The 17,848-nt window shown below is 71.7% G+C and carries 13 protein-coding genes; 8 read left to right on the forward strand and 5 right to left on the reverse strand.

Going from position 1 to position 17,848, the window contains the following annotated elements:
- Window positions 1–21: 21 nt before the first annotated feature.
- Together lpdA and ACIQFY_RS01430 are read right to left on the reverse strand one after the other, a co-directional pair.
- Window positions 22–1,395, reverse strand: a complete 1,374-nt coding sequence (lpdA, locus tag ACIQFY_RS01425) for a dihydrolipoyl dehydrogenase (protein WP_066654046.1) — start codon at window positions 1,393–1,395, stop codon at window positions 22–24.
- A gap of 153 nt (window positions 1,396–1,548) precedes the next feature.
- A complete protein-coding gene (locus ACIQFY_RS01430) occupies window positions 1,549–3,030 on the reverse strand; it encodes a leucyl aminopeptidase (protein WP_251161043.1) in 1,482 nt (493 codons plus the stop codon).
- 75 nt (window positions 3,031–3,105) lie between these two features.
- Here ACIQFY_RS01430 and ACIQFY_RS01435 point away from each other — a divergent pair, with 75 nt between their 5' ends.
- The 5 genes from ACIQFY_RS01435 (at window position 3,106) to ACIQFY_RS01455 (ending at window position 9,000) form a co-directional block, all read left to right on the forward strand.
- The gene (locus ACIQFY_RS01435; RefSeq protein WP_400337980.1) at window positions 3,106–4,038 is read left to right on the forward strand and encodes a proteasome assembly chaperone family protein; all 933 of its coding nucleotides are present in this window, start codon (window positions 3,106–3,108) and stop codon (window positions 4,036–4,038) included.
- 117 nt (window positions 4,039–4,155) lie between these two features.
- Window positions 4,156–5,481, forward strand: coding sequence for a nitrate/nitrite transporter (locus ACIQFY_RS01440; protein WP_066654049.1), 1,326 nt, complete (start codon window positions 4,156–4,158; stop codon window positions 5,479–5,481).
- A 192-nt stretch (window positions 5,482–5,673) separates the two neighbouring features.
- The gene (locus ACIQFY_RS01445) at window positions 5,674–6,966 is read left to right on the forward strand and encodes an RNA polymerase sigma factor (protein WP_400337982.1); all 1,293 of its coding nucleotides are present in this window, start codon (window positions 5,674–5,676) and stop codon (window positions 6,964–6,966) included.
- Window positions 6,967–6,970: 4 nt separating this feature from the next.
- Window positions 6,971–8,230: a MurT ligase domain-containing protein gene (locus ACIQFY_RS01450; RefSeq protein WP_400337984.1), complete on the forward strand. Its 1,260-nt coding sequence runs from the start codon at window positions 6,971–6,973 to the stop codon at window positions 8,228–8,230.
- Entirely contained in the window at window positions 8,227–9,000 is a 774-nt protein-coding gene (locus tag ACIQFY_RS01455) for a type 1 glutamine amidotransferase (protein WP_400337986.1), read from the forward strand. The genes ACIQFY_RS01450 and ACIQFY_RS01455 overlap by 4 nt, the downstream gene beginning before the upstream one ends.
- Window positions 9,001–9,175: 175 nt before the next feature.
- Here ACIQFY_RS01455 and ACIQFY_RS01460 read toward each other — a convergent pair whose 3' ends face one another.
- Complete coding sequence (locus tag ACIQFY_RS01460; protein WP_066654059.1) at window positions 9,176–9,400, reverse strand: hypothetical protein; 225 nt, start codon at window positions 9,398–9,400, stop codon at window positions 9,176–9,178.
- Window positions 9,401–9,577: 177 nt separating this feature from the next.
- On the opposite strand from ACIQFY_RS01460, the gene ACIQFY_RS01465 reads away from it, so the two are divergent.
- Window positions 9,578–11,695: a type IIA DNA topoisomerase subunit B gene (locus ACIQFY_RS01465; RefSeq protein WP_066654061.1), complete on the forward strand. Its 2,118-nt coding sequence runs from the start codon at window positions 9,578–9,580 to the stop codon at window positions 11,693–11,695.
- A 526-nt stretch (window positions 11,696–12,221) separates the two neighbouring features.
- Here ACIQFY_RS01465 and ACIQFY_RS01470 read toward each other — a convergent pair.
- Entirely contained in the window at window positions 12,222–14,708 is a 2,487-nt protein-coding gene (locus ACIQFY_RS01470) for a DNA topoisomerase IV subunit A (RefSeq protein WP_311205343.1), read from the reverse strand.
- 25 nt (window positions 14,709–14,733) lie between these two features.
- Here ACIQFY_RS01470 and ACIQFY_RS01475 point away from each other — a divergent pair, with 25 nt between their 5' ends.
- A complete protein-coding gene (locus ACIQFY_RS01475) occupies window positions 14,734–15,900 on the forward strand; it encodes an alkaline phosphatase family protein (protein WP_400337988.1) in 1,167 nt (388 codons plus the stop codon).
- 94 nt (window positions 15,901–15,994) lie between these two features.
- Here ACIQFY_RS01475 and sepH read toward each other — a convergent pair whose 3' ends face one another.
- Complete coding sequence (gene sepH / locus ACIQFY_RS01480; protein ID WP_400337990.1) at window positions 15,995–16,999, reverse strand: septation protein SepH; 1,005 nt, start codon at window positions 16,997–16,999, stop codon at window positions 15,995–15,997.
- Window positions 17,000–17,367: 368 nt separating this feature from the next.
- Here sepH and ACIQFY_RS01485 point away from each other — a divergent pair, with 368 nt between their 5' ends.
- Window positions 17,368–17,667: a DUF4193 domain-containing protein gene (locus ACIQFY_RS01485; RefSeq protein WP_066658128.1), complete on the forward strand. Its 300-nt coding sequence runs from the start codon at window positions 17,368–17,370 to the stop codon at window positions 17,665–17,667.
- Window positions 17,668–17,848 lie beyond the last annotated feature (181 nt).

Raw genomic sequence — 17,848 nt, forward strand, 5'->3', positions numbered from 1 at the left:
TGTGCACGGTGGACGTGGTCGTCACAGCGCGTGCAGCGGCTTGCCCGCGAGGTGGAGGAAGGCCTCGCCCAGGGCCTCGTTCTGCGTCGGGTGGGCGTGGACGAGCGGTGCGACGTCCTCCGGGTGCGCCTCCCAGTTCACCGCGAGCTGGGCCTCACCGATGAGCTCGCCGACGCGCGCGCCGATCATCGAGACACCGACGACCGGGCCGTCGACGACCCGGACGACCTTGACGGCGCCGGAGGTCCCGATGATGTGGCTGCGGCCGTTGCCCGCGAGGTTGTACTCGTAGAAGTCGACCTTGTCCTTGCCGTACTCCTCCTCGGCCTTGGCCTGGGAGAGTCCGACCGAGGCTACCTCGGGGTCGGAGTAGGTCACCTTCGGGATGTTCGTGTCGGAGATGACGACGGGCTTCAGGCCCGCGATCTCCTCGGCCACGAAGATCCCCTGCTGGAAGCCGCGGTGCGCGAGCTGCAGGCCGGGGACGATGTCGCCGACGGCGTAGACGTTCGGCAGGTTGGTGGCGAGGCGCTCGTCGGTCGTGACGAACCCGCGGTCCATCGCGACGCCGACCTCGTCGAAGCCCATGTTCTGCGTGAGCGGGCCACGGCCGACCGCGACGAGGAGCACGTCGCCCTCGTAGGTCTTGCCGTCCTCGAGCGTCACGACGACGCCGTTCTCGTGCTGGTCGACGTGGTCGAAGCGCACGCCGAGCGAGAACTCGATGCCGCGCTTGCGGAAGGCGCGCTCGAGCTGCTTGGACATCGACTCGTCCTCGGCGGGGATGAGGTGGGGCAGGCCCTCGACGATCGTGACGTCGGCGCCGAACGACTTCCACACGCTGGCGAACTCGACGCCGATGACGCCACCACCGAGGATGACGACCTTGTTCGGGACGTAGTCCATCTTGAGCGCGGTCTCGGACGTGATCACGCGACCGCCGATCTCGAGGCCCGGCAGGGACTTCGAGTACGAACCCGTGGCGAGCACGACGTTCTTGCCGGTGACGGTCTGGTCGCCGACCTGCACGGTGTTCTGCGAGGTCAGACGGCCCCAGCCCTCGACGACGGTGATGCCGCGCGCCTTGACCAGGCCCTGCAGGCCCTTGTACTTCGAGTTGATGACGCCCTGCTGGTAGTCGATGACCTTCGGCACCTCGACGCCGGCGAACTCGGCGATGACGCCGTACTTCTCCGCGTCGCGGGTGGCGTCGGCGACCTCGGCGGCGTGCAGCAGCGCCTTGGTCGGGATGCAGCCGCGGTGCAGGCAGGTCCCCCCGAGCTTGTCTCCCTCGATGAGCGCGACGCTCATGCCGAGCTCGGCGGCCCGGAGCGCAGCGGCGTAGCCACCACTGCCGCCACCGAGGACCACGACGTCGTAAGTCTGTTCCGTCACCTGGTGCAACTCCCTCGTGCGTGTCGGGATCCCGGTCGGACCCCACTGGACACCGCGGCGGCGGCGTCCGACGGTCGGACCGCATGGTTCCGGTCCCGTCCCGCTGGTTCCGGCGGACGCGCGTCGGTGCGCAGCCCGCCGGACACCAACCTACTACCTGGACTGGAGCTCTTCTGCGAGCCCGATGAGCGTCCGGACCATGACGCCGGTCGCGCCCTTGCCGAGCCAGCCGTACCCGCCGCCCTTGTGCTCCGAGGGGCCCGCGATGTCGAGGTGCGCCCACGGCACGCCGTCGCCCACGAACCGCTCGAGGAACTTGCCGGCGAGGAGCATCCCACCGGCCGGGTTGCCCACGGTCGCGTTGACCATGTCGGCGACGTCGCTGGCGAGTCGCGCGTCGAGCTCCTCGGGCAGGGGCATCGGCCAGATCGGCTCGGCGACGGCGTCGGCGACCGCGCGGACCCGTGCGACCAGGTCGTCGCTGCCCATCAGGCCGGTGGTCCGGTCGCCGAGGGCGACGACCTGTGCGCCGGTGAGCGTCGCGACGTCGACGAGGGCGTCGGGCTGCTCGAGCGAGGCGGCGACCATGCCGTCGCCGAGGACGAGTCGGCCCTCGGCGTCGGTGTTCGTGACCTCGACGGTCTTCCCGTTCTTCAGGGTGAGCACGTCGCCGGGGCGCGTCGCGGAGCCGGACGGCATGTTCTCGGCGAGGCACAGCCAGGCGGTGACCTTCGTGTCGAGGCCGAGGCGCGCGGCGGCGATCGTCGCGGCGAGCACGGTGGCGGCGCCGGTCATGTCGGTCTTCATGCCGAGCATCGACGCGGCGGGCTTCAGCGAGAGGCCGCCGGAGTCGAAGGTGATGCCCTTGCCGACCAGCGCGAGGTGCTTGGACGCCGACGACGGCTCGTAGCGGACGACGACCAGGCGCGGGGGACGCTCGGAGCCGCGGCCGACCCCGAGGATGCCCCCGAAGCCCTGCTCCTCGAGCTGCTGCTCGTCGAGGACCTCGACGGTGAGGGGGAGGCCCTCGGCCTGCGCGACGGCGACGTCGGCGACGTCCGCCGGGCCGAGGTCGCCGGCGGCGGTGTTCACGAGGTCACGGACGAGCGCAGCCGCGTCGGCGACGATCGCGGGCCGGACGGTGGCGTCGGCGGCGGTGTCGGCCGGCGCGACGACCGCGATGCGCTGGTCGCCCCGGGCCGGAGCGGTCGTGCCGGTGCCCTTGTGCCGGGTGAAGGCGTAGGAGCCGAGCGCCGCACCCTCGAGCGCGGCGTCGACGAGCTCGGCCGAGTCGGTCGGCAGCGCCAGGGCGATCGACGCAGCCTGGGGGAGCTGGCGGACCGCGCTGCCGGCGGCCGCGCGGACGGACGCCGCGTCGACCGTGGCACCGAGGCCGACGAGTGCGATCCCGGCCGCGGCGACGCCGGTACCGGGGAGGCGGACCAGCTGGTCCTTCGCACCCGTCACACCGACGGAGCCGAGGTCGAGGTCGGCGAGCGCGTCCAGGGCGCCGGCAGCGCTCGGAGCGATCGTGGGGGCACCGCCGTCGGTGCCCGAGCGGACGCCGAGCACGAGGACGTCGGCGTCGACGTCGGAGGGGGTCGAGGTGGTGGTGGAGAGCGTCGGTCGGACCATGCGCCCAGCCTAGCCAGCACGTGTTCGCCGAGAGCGTCGGGCCGGCGCAGGGGTCGGTCGGGGGTGCCGCCTAGCATGGGGACGGTGAACCACCCCGAGGACCTGTACTCCGCTCCCGACGGCGCGCCGACCGTCCCGGCCGGGCTGCACCTGGTCGCGGGCCTGACCGGCTTCGTCGACGCGGGGTCCGCCGTCGCGCAGGTGGCCACGTCGATCCTCGACGGCCTCGACCACGAGCTCGTCGCGGAGTTCGACCCGGACGTCCTGCTCGACTGGCGCGCCCGCCGGCCGGTCATCACCTTCGAGCACGACCACATCACGGCCGTCGAACCGCCGCGCCTGGCGCTGCACCTGGTGCGCGACGAGCTCGGGCAGCCGTTCCTGTTCCTCACCGGGTACGAGCCGGACTTCCAGTGGAACCGGTTCGTCGACGCCGTCACCGGCCTCGCCGACCGCCTGCAGGTCGCGGACACGACGTGGGTCCAGTCCATCCCCATGCCCGTCCCCCACACCCGTCCGATCAGCCTGACGGTGTCGGGGACCCGCGCGGACCTGGTCGAGCAGCTGAGCGTGTGGAAGCCGGAGACGCAGGCGCCCGCGAACGTCCTGCACCTGGTCGAGCACCGGCTGACGCAGCTGGGTGCATCGGTCACCGGGCTCGTCCTGCTGGTCCCGCACTACCTCGGCGACACCGAGTTCCCCGACGCGGCGGTCACCGCACTGTCGAGCATCGCGGCGGCCACCGGTCTGATCTTCCCGACCGACGCGCTGCGTGCGTCCGACCGCGAGTTCCGCACACGCGTCGAGGAGCAGGTCGCGGGCAACCCCGAGCTCCAGCGCCTGGTCGGTGTGCTCGAGGAACGGCACGACACCTACATGGAGGGCAACCCGGTCGCGTCGCCCCTGACGAACGAGGACGGCGAGGTCCCGACCGCCGACGCGATCGCGGCCGAGCTCGAGCGCTTCCTGGCCGACCGGCGGTCCGACGGCGACGCGTCGATCGACTGACTGACAGGGAGCGGGCTGCGCCGCTCGCGGCCTGGAGGCTCCTCCACGGCCCGCACCGCGCCTCCCGTCCTCCACAGCACGTGTCGGGCGCGGGCCGCGCGTCGGTAGCCTTGTCGGGTGAACTCCCGCCGTGCCTTCCTCGTCTGGGGCGTCGCGGTGCTCGCCTACGTCCTCGCCGTGGTGCAGCGGTCGTCGCTCGGGGTCTCCGGCGTCGACGCGCAGGACCGCTTCGCGGTCTCGGCCGCGGTCCTGTCCACGCTCGCCGTCGTGCAGATCGCCGTCTACGCCGGGCTGCAGATCCCGGTGGGGATCGCGCTCGACCGGGTGGGGCCGCGCAGGCTCGTGCTGCTGGGCGCCGCGCTGCTCGTGGTCGGCCAGGTCGTCGTCGCGTTCTCGCCGACGATCGGCCCGGCCATCGCGGGCCGGGTGCTCGTCGGAGCCGGCGACGCGATGACCTTCATCTCGGTGATCCGTCTCGTCCCGATGTGGTTCACGGGCCGCATCCTGCCGCAGATCTCCCAGTGGACGGGCAACCTCGGTCAGGTCGGACAGGTCCTGTCGGCCTTCCCGTTCGCCGTGCTCCTGCACACCGCCGGGTGGACCCCGGCGTTCGGGGTCGCCGCGGCCGCGAGCCTGGTCGGTCTCGTGCTGGCGGTCGTCTTCGTCCGCAACGGCCCCGTCGCGGTGCGGACCGACACGATCCCACTGCCCCTGCCGCACTCGTGGCGTGGCGCCTTCCACACCTTCGGGCACGCGCTGCGGCGGCCGGGCACGCAGCTCGGCTTCTGGTCCCACTACGTCACGCAGTCGTCCGGCACGGTCTTCTCGTTGCTGTGGGGCGTGCCGATGCTGCGCGGCCTCGGGTACAGCCCGTCCGAGGCGGCCGGCTTCCTCACCGTCGTCGTCGTCACCGGCTTCGTCGTGGGACCGGTGCTCGGCGTGCTCTGCGCCCGGTTCCCGCTCCGGCGGTCGAACCTGGTGCTCGGCATCGTCCTGGCGCTCGGGGTGGTGTGGACGGCGGTGCTGCTCTGGCCCGGGCACCCGCCGACGTGGCTGCTCGTCCTGCTCGTGGTCGCGATGGGGGTCGGCGGCCCGGGATCCCTCATCGGTTTCGACTTCGCACGCAGCTTCAACCCGGTCGGGTCGCTCGGCTCGGCGAACGGCGTCGTGAACGTCGGCGGGTTCCTGGCGGCCTTCGTCATGATGTTCCTCATCGGGACGCTGCTCGACGTCGTATCGGGCGCGACGGGGCGCACGGTGTTCGCCTGGGACAACTTCCGCATCGCGCTCACCGTCCAGTACGTGGTGGTCGGGTTCGGCGTCGTGATGCTGCTGCTCGCGCGCCGACGGACCCGGCGGCAGATGCACGCGCAGGACGGAATACGGGTGGGGCCGCTCTGGGTTGCACTGGTTGCGCGCCTGCGGAAGCAGGCCGTGCAATAATGGAGGACGGACCCGTTCGGGCCCCTCACGACCGCGTCGCCTCGCTGCGCCGCGGGGGTCGGGGGACTTGACATGGGTCCTCATGCTGCCCGGAACGGTAGGACCTGACGACGCGGGGGACTGCGGCCCAGGCCCTGGGCGGCGAGGGAAGCCACGACCCCACGAACGTGGCACGACGAGAGAGGTGATCGCATGGCTGCCCGGAGCACGACGATCGATCCCACGAAGGACACCGAGCCCGAGGCCGTCGCGGCGGACGACGCCGACGCGGCCGAGGGGAAGGCTGCGCCGAAGAAGCGCGCCACCAAGACCACCGCCGCGAAGAAGCCCGCTGCGAAGGCAGCGCCGAAGAAGACGGCCACGCGCGCGAAGAAGAAGGCCGACGACGAGGACGAGGACGACGAGGCCGTCGAGCCCGCGGACGACGCCGTCGACTCGACGGACGACGCCGAGGACACCGAGACCGAGGAGAAGGACGCCAAGCCGGACGCCGCAGCAGCGGTCGCCGCGGGCGCGCTCGTCATCTCGCAGTCCGACGACGACGAGGCACCGGTCTACTCGACCACGATCACCGGCGCCACCGCCGACCCGGTCAAGGACTACCTGAAGCAGATCGGCAAGGTCGCGCTCCTCAACGCCGAGCAGGAGGTCGAGCTCGCGATGCGGATCGAGGCCGGCCTGTTCGCCAAGGACAAGCTGCAGCACTCGACCGGTCTCTCCAAGCCGGAGGAGCGCGAGCTCCGCTGGGTCGCCCGTGACGGGCAGCGCGCGAAGTCCCACCTACTCGGCGCGAACCTGCGCCTCGTCGTCTCGCTGGCCAAGCGCTACACGGGCCGCGGCATGCAGTTCCTGGACCTCATCCAGGAGGGCAACCTCGGTCTGATCCGTGCGGTCGAGAAGTTCGACTACACCAAGGGCTTCAAGTTCTCGACGTACGCCACCTGGTGGATCCGTCAGGCGATCACCCGCGCGATGGCCGACCAGGCCCGCACCATCCGCATCCCGGTGCACATGGTCGAGGTCATCAACAAGCTGGCCCGTGTGCAGCGCCAGATGCTGCAGGACCTCGGTCGCGAGCCCACTCCGGAAGAGCTCGCCCGCGAGCTCGACATGACCCCGGAGAAGGTCGTAGAGGTGCAGAAGTACGGTCGCGAGCCGATCTCGCTCCACACCCCGCTGGGTGAGGACGGCGACTCGGAGTTCGGCGACCTGATCGAGGACACCGAGGCGGTCGTGCCGGCCGACGCCGTGGGCTTCACGATGCTGCAGAAGCAGCTCGAGAGCCTGCTCGACTCCCTGTCCGAGCGCGAGGCGGGCGTGATCCGCATGCGCTTCGGCCTCGGTGACGGTCAGCCGAAGACCCTCGACCAGATCGGGGACACGTTCGGCGTGACGCGCGAGCGGATCCGACAGATCGAGTCCAAGACGATGGCGAAGCTCCGCCACCCGTCCCGGTCGCAGTCGCTCCGCGACTACCTCGAGTAGGCCGATGCGCTTCCTCATCCCGATCCTGGTCGGGCGGGTCCTCCGCGCCCTCGCACGTGCGCGGGGCGGCGGGTCCGCCTACCCGGGCTACATCGTCCTCAAGCTCGTGCCGGACTTCCTCCAGCACGTGACGAAGCAGTTCCCGAACGGCGTCGTCTTCGTGCTCGGCTCCAACGGCAAGTCGACGACGACGCACATGATCTCGGACATCGTCCGGGCACACGGCCTCCGCGTCTTCACGAACCCGTCCGGTGCGAACCTGCCGCAGGGCATCGCCTCGGCGCTGTTGTCCGAGGTGTCGCTGACCGGCAGGCTCAAGGCGGACATCGGCATCCTCGAGGTGGACGAGGCCTTCGCGGTCGAGCTCGCCGGCATCCTGTCCCCGTCGACGGTGACGATGCTCAACGTGCAGGTCGACCAGCTCTACCGGTTCTTCGAGACCGAGCGCGTCGCGACGATGATGCTCGACACGGCGGCGCTGTCCACGGCGAACGTCATCACGAACCGGGACGACCAGTTCCTCGACGCGTACGCGGGCCGCTCGGGCCAGCGCGTGCTCCGCTTCGGCGCGAGCGCCGAGGTCGTCGCTGCGGCCCCGAACGGGCTGCAGAACGCCGACGACTTCGACCGGACCGCCGGCGAGCCGAACCCTGCCGAGTCCGAGGTCGTCGCCGACACCGGCGACGGAGCGACGATCCGGTTCGACGGCACGGACATCCCCGTCCGGCTGCCGGCACGGGGCCTGCACTACGCGGTGGACGCAGCGGCCGCAACCGCGACCGCGAGCGCCGCACTGGGTGCGCAGTTCCGGGCCGACGCCGTCACGAGGGCCTTCGGCACGATGAAGCCCGCGTACGGGCGAGGCGAGCGCCTGCCGATCGCTGGCGAGTCCGCCGAGTTCACGATGTTCAAGAACGCGGCGAGCCTGCAGCTCAACCTCGACGCCCTGCCGGACCGCCCGGAGCAGGTCCTCATGGCGATCGACGAGGGCACCCCGGACATCTCCTGGATCTACGACATCGACTTCTCGAAGCTCGACCACGTGGACGTCGTGTCCGGGGACAAGGCGTGGCAGATCGCCATCGCGCTCGAGCACGCCGGTGTCCGCATCGGCCGTGTCGAGCCCGACGTCGAGGCTGCCATCCGGCACATGGAGCAGCTCGGCTCGACGACGTCGGGGACGAAGAACTTCATCGTCAACTACGAGATCATGATGATCGCCCGCAAGGCCCTCGGCCACGGCGACATGGAGAAGACCGCATGACGGCCGACCGGCTGACCATCCTGCACGTCTACCCGCGTCAGATGGGGGTCTCGGGCGACCGTGGCAACGTCGTGGCCCTCACCCGCCGTGCCGAGGCCGCCGGCATCGCCACGGAGGTCGTCACGTACGCGCCGGGCGACCAGCTCCCTGCTGCGGCCGACGTCGTCGTCGTGGGCAACGGGCCGCTCAGCGCCATGCGCTCGCTCGGGGCTGACGTCACGCGTGTCGGGGCGTCCCTCCGCGAGTTCGCCGCTGCCGGCGTGCCCGTCGTGGCCGTCGGCGGGGGTTTCGACCTCGCGACCAACGAGGTCGTCCCCACCGAGGGATCACCCGTCGCGGGCTTCGGCGTGTTCGACGCGCGGGCCGTCCGCGGTGCCGAGCGTCGGGTGAACTACTTCGTGCTCGACACGCGGTACCCCCTGCTGCCCGGCGCACCGAAGCGTCTCGCCGGCTTCGAGGACCACGCGACCCGGATCGAAGTGGCTCCGGGCGTCGAGCCCTTCGCCGACGTCGTGTCCGGTGGCGGCAACCAGGCCGGGTCCGCCGTCGAGGGGGCGATCACGGGTTCGTCCTTCGGCACGCACACCCAGGGGCCGATCCTGCCGCTCAACCCGCAGCTGACCGATGCGGTGCTCGCTGCGGCGACCACGCGCCTCGGGCGCGAGTACGCGCCGGACCCGGAGCGGACGGCGACCGTCGACCGGTACGCGCGCGAAGCGCGCGCGACCGTCGACCGCTACGTCGACAAGGCCTTCAAGCGGATCGCCTAGTCGACCTGGCGGTCGTCACGACGACGAACGGGAGGCGGGGGGGGGGCGGGGGGGGCCCCCCCCCCGGGGGGGGGGGGGGGGGGGGGGGGGCCCCCCCCCCCCCCCCCCCCCCCCCCCGCCGGGGGGGGGGGGGCCCGGGGGCCCCCCCGCCTCCCGTTCGTCCGTCTGGTGACGACTACTTCGACTCGTGGAGTCGGCTGCTCTCGTCGTGCCACTCGAGCGCGGTGGCTGCGAGCTTCTCCTTGAACTCGGCGCCGTGGTGGGCGCAGAAGTAGAGCTCGCCGCTGGCCATGGTGGCGCGGATGTACGCCTGCGCTCCGCAGCTGTCGCAGCGGTCAGCGGCGGTGAGCTGGTGGCTGCTGGCTTCGTCGATGGAGAGGTCCTGCACGGTCTGGGTCATTGCTGTGCTCCTCACGGATCGCAGGTGGTGCGGGTGGACCACCATTTGAACACGTGGTGGCTGGGAGCCGTGCATCCCGGACCGCCTGTTTCGCTGAGCGCGGAGCGGTTGTCCCCAGTCCGAGCCGCGCCGCTGTCCGGCGGTCTGGCTGTCGGTGCCCCTCGGTACCATCGGGATGTGAGCTCCGACTACTCTGCACGACACCTCTCCGTCCTCGAAGGGCTCGAGGCGGTTCGGAAGCGTCCGGGCATGTACATCGGCTCGACGGACTCGCGCGGGCTCATGCACTGCCTGTGGGAGATCATCGACAACTCCGTCGACGAAGCGCTCGCGGGTCACGGCGACGAGATCGGGGTCGTGCTGCACGCCGACGGCTCCGTCGAGGTCCGCGACACCGCCCGCGGCATCCCTGTGGACGTGGAACCGAAGACCGGCCTGACCGGGGTCGAGGTCGTGTTCACGAAGCTGCACGCCGGCGGCAAGTTCGGGTCCGGGTCGTACGCGGCCTCCGGTGGCCTGCACGGCGTGGGTGCCTCGGTCGTGAACGCGCTGTCGGAGCGCCTCGACGTCGAGGTCGACCGCGGTGGCAAGACCTACGCGATGTCCTTCCACCGGGGCGAGCCCGGCACCTTCGCCGGTGACGGGCCGGATGCGCCCTTCACCCCGTTCACCTCGGGCAGTGAGCTCCGTGTCGTCGGCAAGGTGAAGAAGGGGGTCACCGGGTCCCGCATCCGGTACTGGGCGGACCGACAGATCTTCACCACGGACGCCCGTTTCAGCACGGGCGACCTGGTCAACCGCGCCCGCCAGACCGCCTTCCTGGTGCCCGGGCTCGGCATCACGATCACCGACGAACGGGCCGCGTCCATCGAGGCTGCCGCCCAGCGTGCCGAGGCGACCGGGACGACGGTCGCGCCCGGTCCGGTCATCGAGCGCTTCCGGTACGAGGGCGGCATCAGCGAGTTCGTCGAGCACCTGGCGGTCGACTCCGCGGTCACCGACGTCTGGCGCATCCAGGGCACCGGGACCTTCACGGAGACCGTTCCGATGCTCGACGACAAGGGGCACATGGTGTCCACCTCGGTCGAGCGGACCTGCGAGGTCGACATCGCGATGCGGTGGGGCAGCGGGTACGAGACCGTCGAGCGGAGCTTCGTCAACATCATCGCGACGCCGAAGGGCGGCACGCACCTGACCGGCTTCGAGTCGGGCGTCGTCAAGGCCGTGCGCACGCAGGTCGAGGCGAACGCCCGCAAGCTCAAGGTCGGGCAGGACAAGCTCGAGAAGGACGACGTGCTCGCAGGCCTCACCGCCGTGCTGACCGTCCGCCTGCCCGAGCCGCAGTTCGAGGGGCAGACGAAGGAGGTCCTCGGCACCCCCGCGGTCCGGAAGATCGTCGACCAGGTCGTGGCGAAGCAGCTCACCGACGTCCTCACCTCGACACAGCGCACCGAGAAGGCGCAGGCCGCGACCCTGCTCGAGAAGGTCGTCGCCGAGATGAAGACCCGCATCTCGGCGCGGGCGCACAAGGAGACGCAGCGGCGCAAGAACGCGCTGGAGAACTCCTCGTTGCCGACCAAGCTCGCCGACTGCCGCAAGCAGGACGCCGAGGGTACGGAGCTCTTCATCGTCGAGGGCGACTCCGCGCTCGGCACCGCCAAGCTCGCCCGCAACAGCGAGTACCAGGCGCTGCTGCCCATCCGCGGCAAGATCCTCAACGTGCAGAAGGCCTCGGTGTCGGACATGCTGTCCAACACGGAGTGCGCCTCGATCATCCAGGTCATCGGCGCCGGCTCCGGCCGCTCGTTCGAGATCGACCAGGCCCGCTACGGCAAGATCATCATCATGTCGGACGCCGACGTCGACGGTGCCCACATCCGCACGCTCCTGCTGACGCTGTTCTTCCGGTACATGCGGCCGATGATCGAGCAGGGCCGGGTGTTCGCCGCCGTACCGCCGCTGCACCGGGTCGTCGTGGTGAACCGCGGCAAGCCGAACGACACGCTCTACACCTACTCCGAGGCCGAGCTGCAGGCGGTGCTGAAGAAGCTCGCGAAGCAGGGCAAGAAGTACCAGGAGCCGATCCAGCGGTACAAGGGTCTGGGGGAGATGGACGCCGACCAGCTCGCCGAGACCACGATGGACCGGGCGCACCGCACGCTCCGTCGGGTGAACGTGACCGATGCCGAGAGCGCCGCGAAGGTGTTCGAGCTGCTGATGGGCAACGACGTCGCGCCGCGCAAGGAGTTCATCCTGGCCGGCGAGGGTCTCGACCGCGACCGCATCGACGCGTAGGGGCGGCGGCGCGGCGCCCGGCGGCGGCGGCGACGCGGAGCGCGGCGCCCGGCGGCGGCGCGGGGCGGCGCCCAGCGGCAGCGCGAAGTGGCGCTCAGCGGCGGCGCACGGCCGCAGCGCGAAGCGGCGCCCAGCGGCGGCGCACGGCCCGAGACTCGCGCTGGCCGACGGTTCTCGCCCTCTGCTGTCTGGCCGAGACACCGCCGGCCGGACGAGACGCCGTCGTCGTGCCGAGACGCCCCCGGATCCGGGGGCGTCTCGCGAACTCGGCCTCGTCTCGTGGATCCCACGGCGTCTCGCGGCGTCCCGGGCGTCTCGAGGGACCAGCTGGCGGACGGGAGGCGACGCGCTGACTGCCACCGCGCCTCCCGGCCGTCAGGTCGACCCTCCGGGCGCGTGACACGCCGCGTGCCGACGCTCCGGTCGCACGACACGTCGGCACCAGCGGCGCGGGACGGCAAGTCGTGCGACCAGGGCGGGAACACGGCGGCCGCACACTCGCGCGCAGCGGCGGGCGGGACCCCGCCTACGCCTCGCCCGCGGTACCGTCCAGGGCTGCTGCGCTGCCGCCGATCGAGCCGATCACGGCCTCGAGCGGCGCTCCCGACCCGTCGCGCTTCGACAGCCAGTCGGGCAGGGTCCGCGCGGCTCCGTCCGACCCGACGGCGTGCGGCGGCGCGATGCCGGCCCACGCCACGGTCAGCCCGTCCTCGCCCTTGAGGAACGCGTGCGCCCGCACACCCTGCGTCGCACGGCCCTTCGCGGGGAACTCCGAGAACGCCGAGACCTTCGCCCGTCCGGGGTCCGTGCCGGGCAGCGCCCCCGACGCCGTCGACACGGTGGCGACCACTGCGTCCTCGGACGGCGCCACGGACCCGAACCAGATCACCGATGCGCCGGAAGCCAGGGAGACCCCGGCGACGCCGCCTGCGGGCAGCCCCTGCGGCCGGACGCCCGAAGCCGGGAACCGCAGCAGCTGCGCGTTCGACGTGATGAACACGAGGTCGTCCGACTCCGGCGCCTGCGCGGCCCCGACGACGGTGTCCTTCGGCTTCAGCCCGATGGCGACGAACTCGTCCTTGTCCGGCCAGGCGCCGGTCGCGACGCGCTTCACGACGCCCTGCGCGGTACCGATGGCGAGCGAGTCGCCCGCCCCTGCGGACAGGTCGACGAGTGCGACGACGGACTCGGTGCGAGCGATCCCGAGGTAGTCGGACACCCGCACGCCGGCGTCGAGCCGGACGGACGCCGGCGGCACCGCGGGGACGTCGACGGGGGAGAACCGCAGCACGCGGCCGGTCGAGGTCAGCGCACCGACCTGCCCACGGACGGTGGAGACGACGGTCGAGCGGACCGCGTCGTGCTTCGACCGCTTCGGCACCCGCACGATCCCGAGGTCCGAGGAGGGGATGTCCACCCGCACGAGTCGACCGGTGGTCGAGAGCAGCACACGGCACGGAGCGTCGGCGATCTGCAGCGACTCAGGGTCGACCGCGGCCTTGCGGCCACCGCGCACCGGGGCATCGGCCTCGGTGAGCAGGGTGCGGCGCGGCGTGGCGAACCGGTCGGAGACCTCGGTCAGCTCGACCGCCACCTGGGCACGGAGGCGGGCGTCGGACGCCAGCAGTTCCTCGAGCGCGGCGATGTCGGCGAGGAGCTGGTCGCGCTCGCCCTCGAGCTCCAGGCGCGAGAACTTCGTCAGGCGCCGCAGACGCAGCTCGAGGATGTACTCGGCCTGCACCTCGGACAGGTCGAAGACGTCCTGCAGCCTCGTCCGTGCGGCCTCGGAGTCGTCGGACGAGCGGATGACCTCGATGACCTCGTCGATGTCGAGGATCGCGATGAGCAGACCCTCGACGAGGTGCAGCCGTTCCTTCCGACGGGCGAGCCGGTACCGGGAGCGCCGGGTGACCACGTCGAGCCGGTGCTGCACGTAGACGTCGAGCAGTTCGCGCAGGCCGAGCGTGCGCGGTGACCCCTGCACGAGCGCGACGTTGTTGATGCCGAAGCCGTCCTCGAGCGGGGTGTGCTTGTAGAGCTGCTCGAGCACGGCCGTCGGGTTGAAGCCGGACTTGATGCCGATCACCAGCCGCAGCCCGTGGTTCCGGTCCGTCAGGTCGTTGACGTCGGAGATGCCGACGAGCTTCTTCGCCTGGACGCCGTCCTTGATCTTCTCGATCACGCGTTCGGGGCCGACCAGGTACGGCAGCTCCGTGACGACGAGGCCGACCTTGCGCGGCGTGAGGTTCTCGACGGACACCTTCGCCCGGGTGCGGAACGAGCCACGGCCCGTCGCGTAGGCGTCGCGCACCCCGGAGAGTCCGACGATCGTGCCACCGGACGGCAGGTCCGGGCCCGGCACGAACTCCATCAGTTCCTCGAGGGTCGCCGTCGGGTTCAGGAGCAGGTGCTTCGCGGCCTCGACGACCTCGCCCAGGTTGTGCGGCGCCATGTTCGTCGCCATGCCGACCGCGATGCCCGAGGCGCCGTTGACGAGCAGGTTCGGGAACGCCGCCGGCAGCACGCCCGGCTGCATGATCTGGTTGTCGTAGTTCGGGACGAAGTCGACGACGTCCTCGCCCAGGCCCTCCGTCATCGCCATCGACGGCTCGGCCAGACGGGCCTCGGTGTACCGGGCGGCCGCGGGGCCGTCGTCGAGCGACCCGAAGTTGCCGTGCCCGTCGACCAGCGGCACACGCATCGTGAACGGCTGCGCCAGGCGCACGAGGGCGTCGTAGATCGCGCCGTCGCCGTGCGGGTGCAGCTTGCCCATCACCTCGCCGGTGACGCGGGCGCTCTTCACGTGCCCACGGTCCGGTCGGAGCCCCATCTCCGCCATCTGGTAGAGGATGCGTCGCTGCACCGGCTTGAGGCCGTCGCGCGCGTCCGGCAGGGCCCGCGAGTAGATGACGGAGTACGCGTACTCGAGGAACGAACCCTGCATCTCCTCGGAGACGTCGACGTCCTCGATGCGCTCACCGTCGGGCAGGCCGACTGCTTCCGTGCGTGCCATGGGACCTTTCTGGGAGGATCGTGGGGTGCCCCCCAGCGTACCGAGCGCCCCAGACACCACCGCGAACCTCGCCGACGTGCTGCCGAGTTGCCTCGTCGCGCTCGGCGCCGCCGACGACACGTGGTTGCGCACCACCGGCCGGGAGGCACGGATCACCCTCCGTCCCGCCCGCTCGGTCGTCGTCGTGCTGGTCGACGGCCTCGGGTCGTCCGCCCTGTCGGCCCGCGCCGGGCACGCTCGCTGGCTCACCGCCGCCACCGGCGGCGGCACCCTCAAGCGCCTGCGCAGCGGGTTCCCGACGACGACCGCCGCGGCGCTCAGCACCCTGACGACCGGCCGCTCGCCCGGCACGCACGGCGTGGTCGGCTACAGCGGGTGGGAGCCCGAGGGTGAGCGGGTGGTCAACCTGCTGTCCGGCTGGGACTCCGAGGTGCCGACGGGCTGGCTGCTCGCCGACACCGTCTTCACCGAGGCCAGCGCGCTCGGCATCGAGCCCGTGGTGGTCGGTCCGGCCCGCTACGAGTCCTCGGGGATGACCGCGAACGTGCTCGGCGGTGCCCGGTACACCGCAGCCGACAGCATCGCGCAGCGGGTCGACGCCGCACTGGCGGCGACGGCGTCCGGCCGATCGCTCGTCTACCTCTACGTGCCGGAGCTCGACTCGATCGGGCACAAGCACGGGTGGGAGTCGGACCGCTGGACCGCGGCGCTCGAGTCACTCGACGGCGAGCTCGCCCGGCTCGCGACCCGCGGCGCTGCCGACGTGGGCATCCTCGTGACGGCCGACCACGGCGTGCTCGACGTGCCGGCCGAGGCGAACATCGCGATGGACCCCGCGCTCCTCGTGGACGTCGTGGGGATCGCCGGGGACCCCCGCTGCCGACAGCTGGTCGTGCGCCCCGGCACCGACGTCCCGGCGCTGGTCGAGGCCTGGCGCACCCGCTACGGCAAGAAGGCGTACGTCGCCAGCCGCGACGAGGCCGTGGCCGCCGGGTGGTTCGGTGCCGTGGACGACCGCGTGCTCCCGCGCATCGGGGACGTCGTCGTGGTCGCGAGGGGGTCGTGGGCCTTCAACGACGACCGCGACCTCGACCCGCGCAAGGAGCCGAAGCGGATGATCGGGCAGCACGGTGCCATGACGGACGACGAGGTCTTCGTGCCCCTGCGGCTGGCAAGCGCCTTCGCGGGCTGACCCGGGCGGGAACGCGAGCAGCCCCGCGACGCGACGAGCGTGGCGGGGCTGCACCGGGCCTCCAGGCCGGACGGACCGGACCGAGGAGGCTGGATCAGGCGGGGTCCTCCGGGCGGGTGCCGAAGACGATCTCGTCCCAGCTCGGCATCGACCGGCGGTTGCGCTTCTTGCGCTCGGAGCGGCCGTCGGCCTCGGGAGCCGATGCCGGACGGTCGTCACGCTCGGGGGCGGAGGCCGGCGAGTCCCAGCCCTGGAGGGGGACGTCCACGACGCTGATGGAGGTCCCGCGGGGCTCGTCCTGCTGTTCGGTGAAGGATGCCGCCTCGCGCTCACCGCGCCGACGGCGGAGTGCCTCGAGCAGGTCGGCGGTCTCGTTGCCGGGCGAGCGTTCCTCGACGGGCGCGGCACCGATGCGGGGGAGCGGCGCACGGAGCGGACGCTCCTGGGCCTCGGGGGCCGGCGCGTCCTCGGCCTGCTCGACGCGGAAGGCACCGGAGTCGAAGCGCGTGCCGTCGGCGTCGTGGTGGTCGTTCTCCACCGCACGCAGGCGCGGAGCGATGCCCTCGTCGTCGGTGTCGGAGAGACGGTGGGCGTCGCCGTTGTCGGGCGTGAGCGTCGACGTCTTGGGGTCGAAGGACCACTGCGCGTCGTGCTCGACCTCGGACGCGGTGTAGCGGACCCGGACCTGCCACCCCTGCTCGGCGTTCTTCCACGACGCCCACGCGACGCCGGTCGCGTCGCCGGCCTCGAGCTTGGCCTCGATGGCCTCGCCGAAGGTGTCGGGCGCCTCGGCGTCGGTCGGGGTGACCGGGACACGTCGTGCGGCGTCGAGGACGAAGGAGCGCTCGGCGAGCACCGGACCCTCGAACCGCCGGACGTACTCGACGTCGACGTCGAGCGCCGCTGCGACGTCGGCCGCGTCGGCGCCACCACGGATGCGGGCCTGCACGTCCTTCGGCGACACGCGCTTCTGGGGGCCGGCGTCGGGGTTGGCCTGGCGGACCTGGCTCGTCAGCGACGCGGTGACCGGCAACCGGTACTCGGTGCCGCCGTCGGTCGCGAGCAGGAGTGCCCCGGACTCGACTCCGATGACTCTCACGTCTTGCATGGTTGCGCCTCCCGAGCGTTGCGTACGGTCGTGCTCGTACCCCAGGAGTATGCAGCGGTGCATCCCCGTTGCCGCGGAGGCGCACGGGCGTGCCGCGGACTCCCGCACGCGCGCGGACTTGCCGCGGAGGCGCACGGGCGTGCCGCGGACTCCCGCACGCCCGGGGACGGTCCTCGTCCGCTGCCGGCCCCGCGCACCGTCCTCGTCCGCTCCCGGCCGCCGGGAATGTCCGACCACCACAGTGGGTTGCACGGCCTGACGATCCCGCACGGCGTTCGGTTTGCGCTCTCGCGGGTCGTGGTGCAAACTGTCGCCGCCGATCACCGGCGACGACCTCTCGACACGAGAAACGGATGGGCATGGCCACCGATTACGACGCCCCCAGGAAGACCGACGAATCCTCTGACTCGGAGTCGATCGAGGCCCTCAAGGAGCGCGTTCCCGACAAGATGTCGGGGGTCGTCGACGATGATTCGGACAACCCCGGCAGCTTCGAGCTCGCTGGACAGGACCTCAGCGACGTCGACCTCGACGTCGTCGTGCTGCCGCCGCAGGTGGACGAGTTCACCTGCGTCGAGTGCTTCCTCGTGAAGCACCGTTCGCAGCTCGACCACGAGTCGAAGCTCGGCCCCGTGTGCGCGGAGTGCGCGGCGCTCTGAGTCGCAGCTCCACCGGGACGGCCCGTCACCCTTCGTGGGTGGCGGGCCGTTCCGCGTTGCGGCGCGGGGCGGGAGCGCCGTTCCGCGCGTGGGAGACCGTTCCGCGCGTAGGAGATCGGAAGTTCCTGCTTCGTACGCGCGGATCGTCATCCCATTGCGGGCGTGAGGGGCTCGAACGCTC

It is taken from the genome of Curtobacterium sp. NPDC092190, from assembly GCF_044755625.1.
GTDB lineage: Bacteria > Actinomycetota > Actinomycetes > Actinomycetales > Microbacteriaceae > Curtobacterium.

Excerpts from the sequence above, each read along its gene's own strand:
- ACIQFY_RS01430 (WP_251161043.1), bottom strand. The coding sequence starts at position 3,030 with ATGGTCCGACCGACGCTCTCCACCACCACCTCGACCCCCTCCGACGTC.
- ACIQFY_RS01435 (WP_400337980.1), top strand. The coding sequence starts at position 3,106 with ATGGGGACGGTGAACCACCCCGAGGACCTGTACTCCGCTCCCGACGGC.
- ACIQFY_RS01445 (WP_400337982.1), top strand. The coding sequence starts at position 5,674 with ATGGCTGCCCGGAGCACGACGATCGATCCCACGAAGGACACCGAGCCC.
- ACIQFY_RS01450 (WP_400337984.1), top strand. The coding sequence starts at position 6,971 with ATGCGCTTCCTCATCCCGATCCTGGTCGGGCGGGTCCTCCGCGCCCTC.
- ACIQFY_RS01455 (WP_400337986.1), top strand. The coding sequence starts at position 8,227 with ATGACGGCCGACCGGCTGACCATCCTGCACGTCTACCCGCGTCAGATG.
- ACIQFY_RS01460 (WP_066654059.1), bottom strand. The coding sequence starts at position 9,400 with ATGACCCAGACCGTGCAGGACCTCTCCATCGACGAAGCCAGCAGCCAC.
- ACIQFY_RS01470 (WP_311205343.1), bottom strand. The coding sequence starts at position 14,708 with ATGGCACGCACGGAAGCAGTCGGCCTGCCCGACGGTGAGCGCATCGAG.
- ACIQFY_RS01485 (WP_066658128.1), top strand. The coding sequence starts at position 17,368 with ATGGCCACCGATTACGACGCCCCCAGGAAGACCGACGAATCCTCTGAC.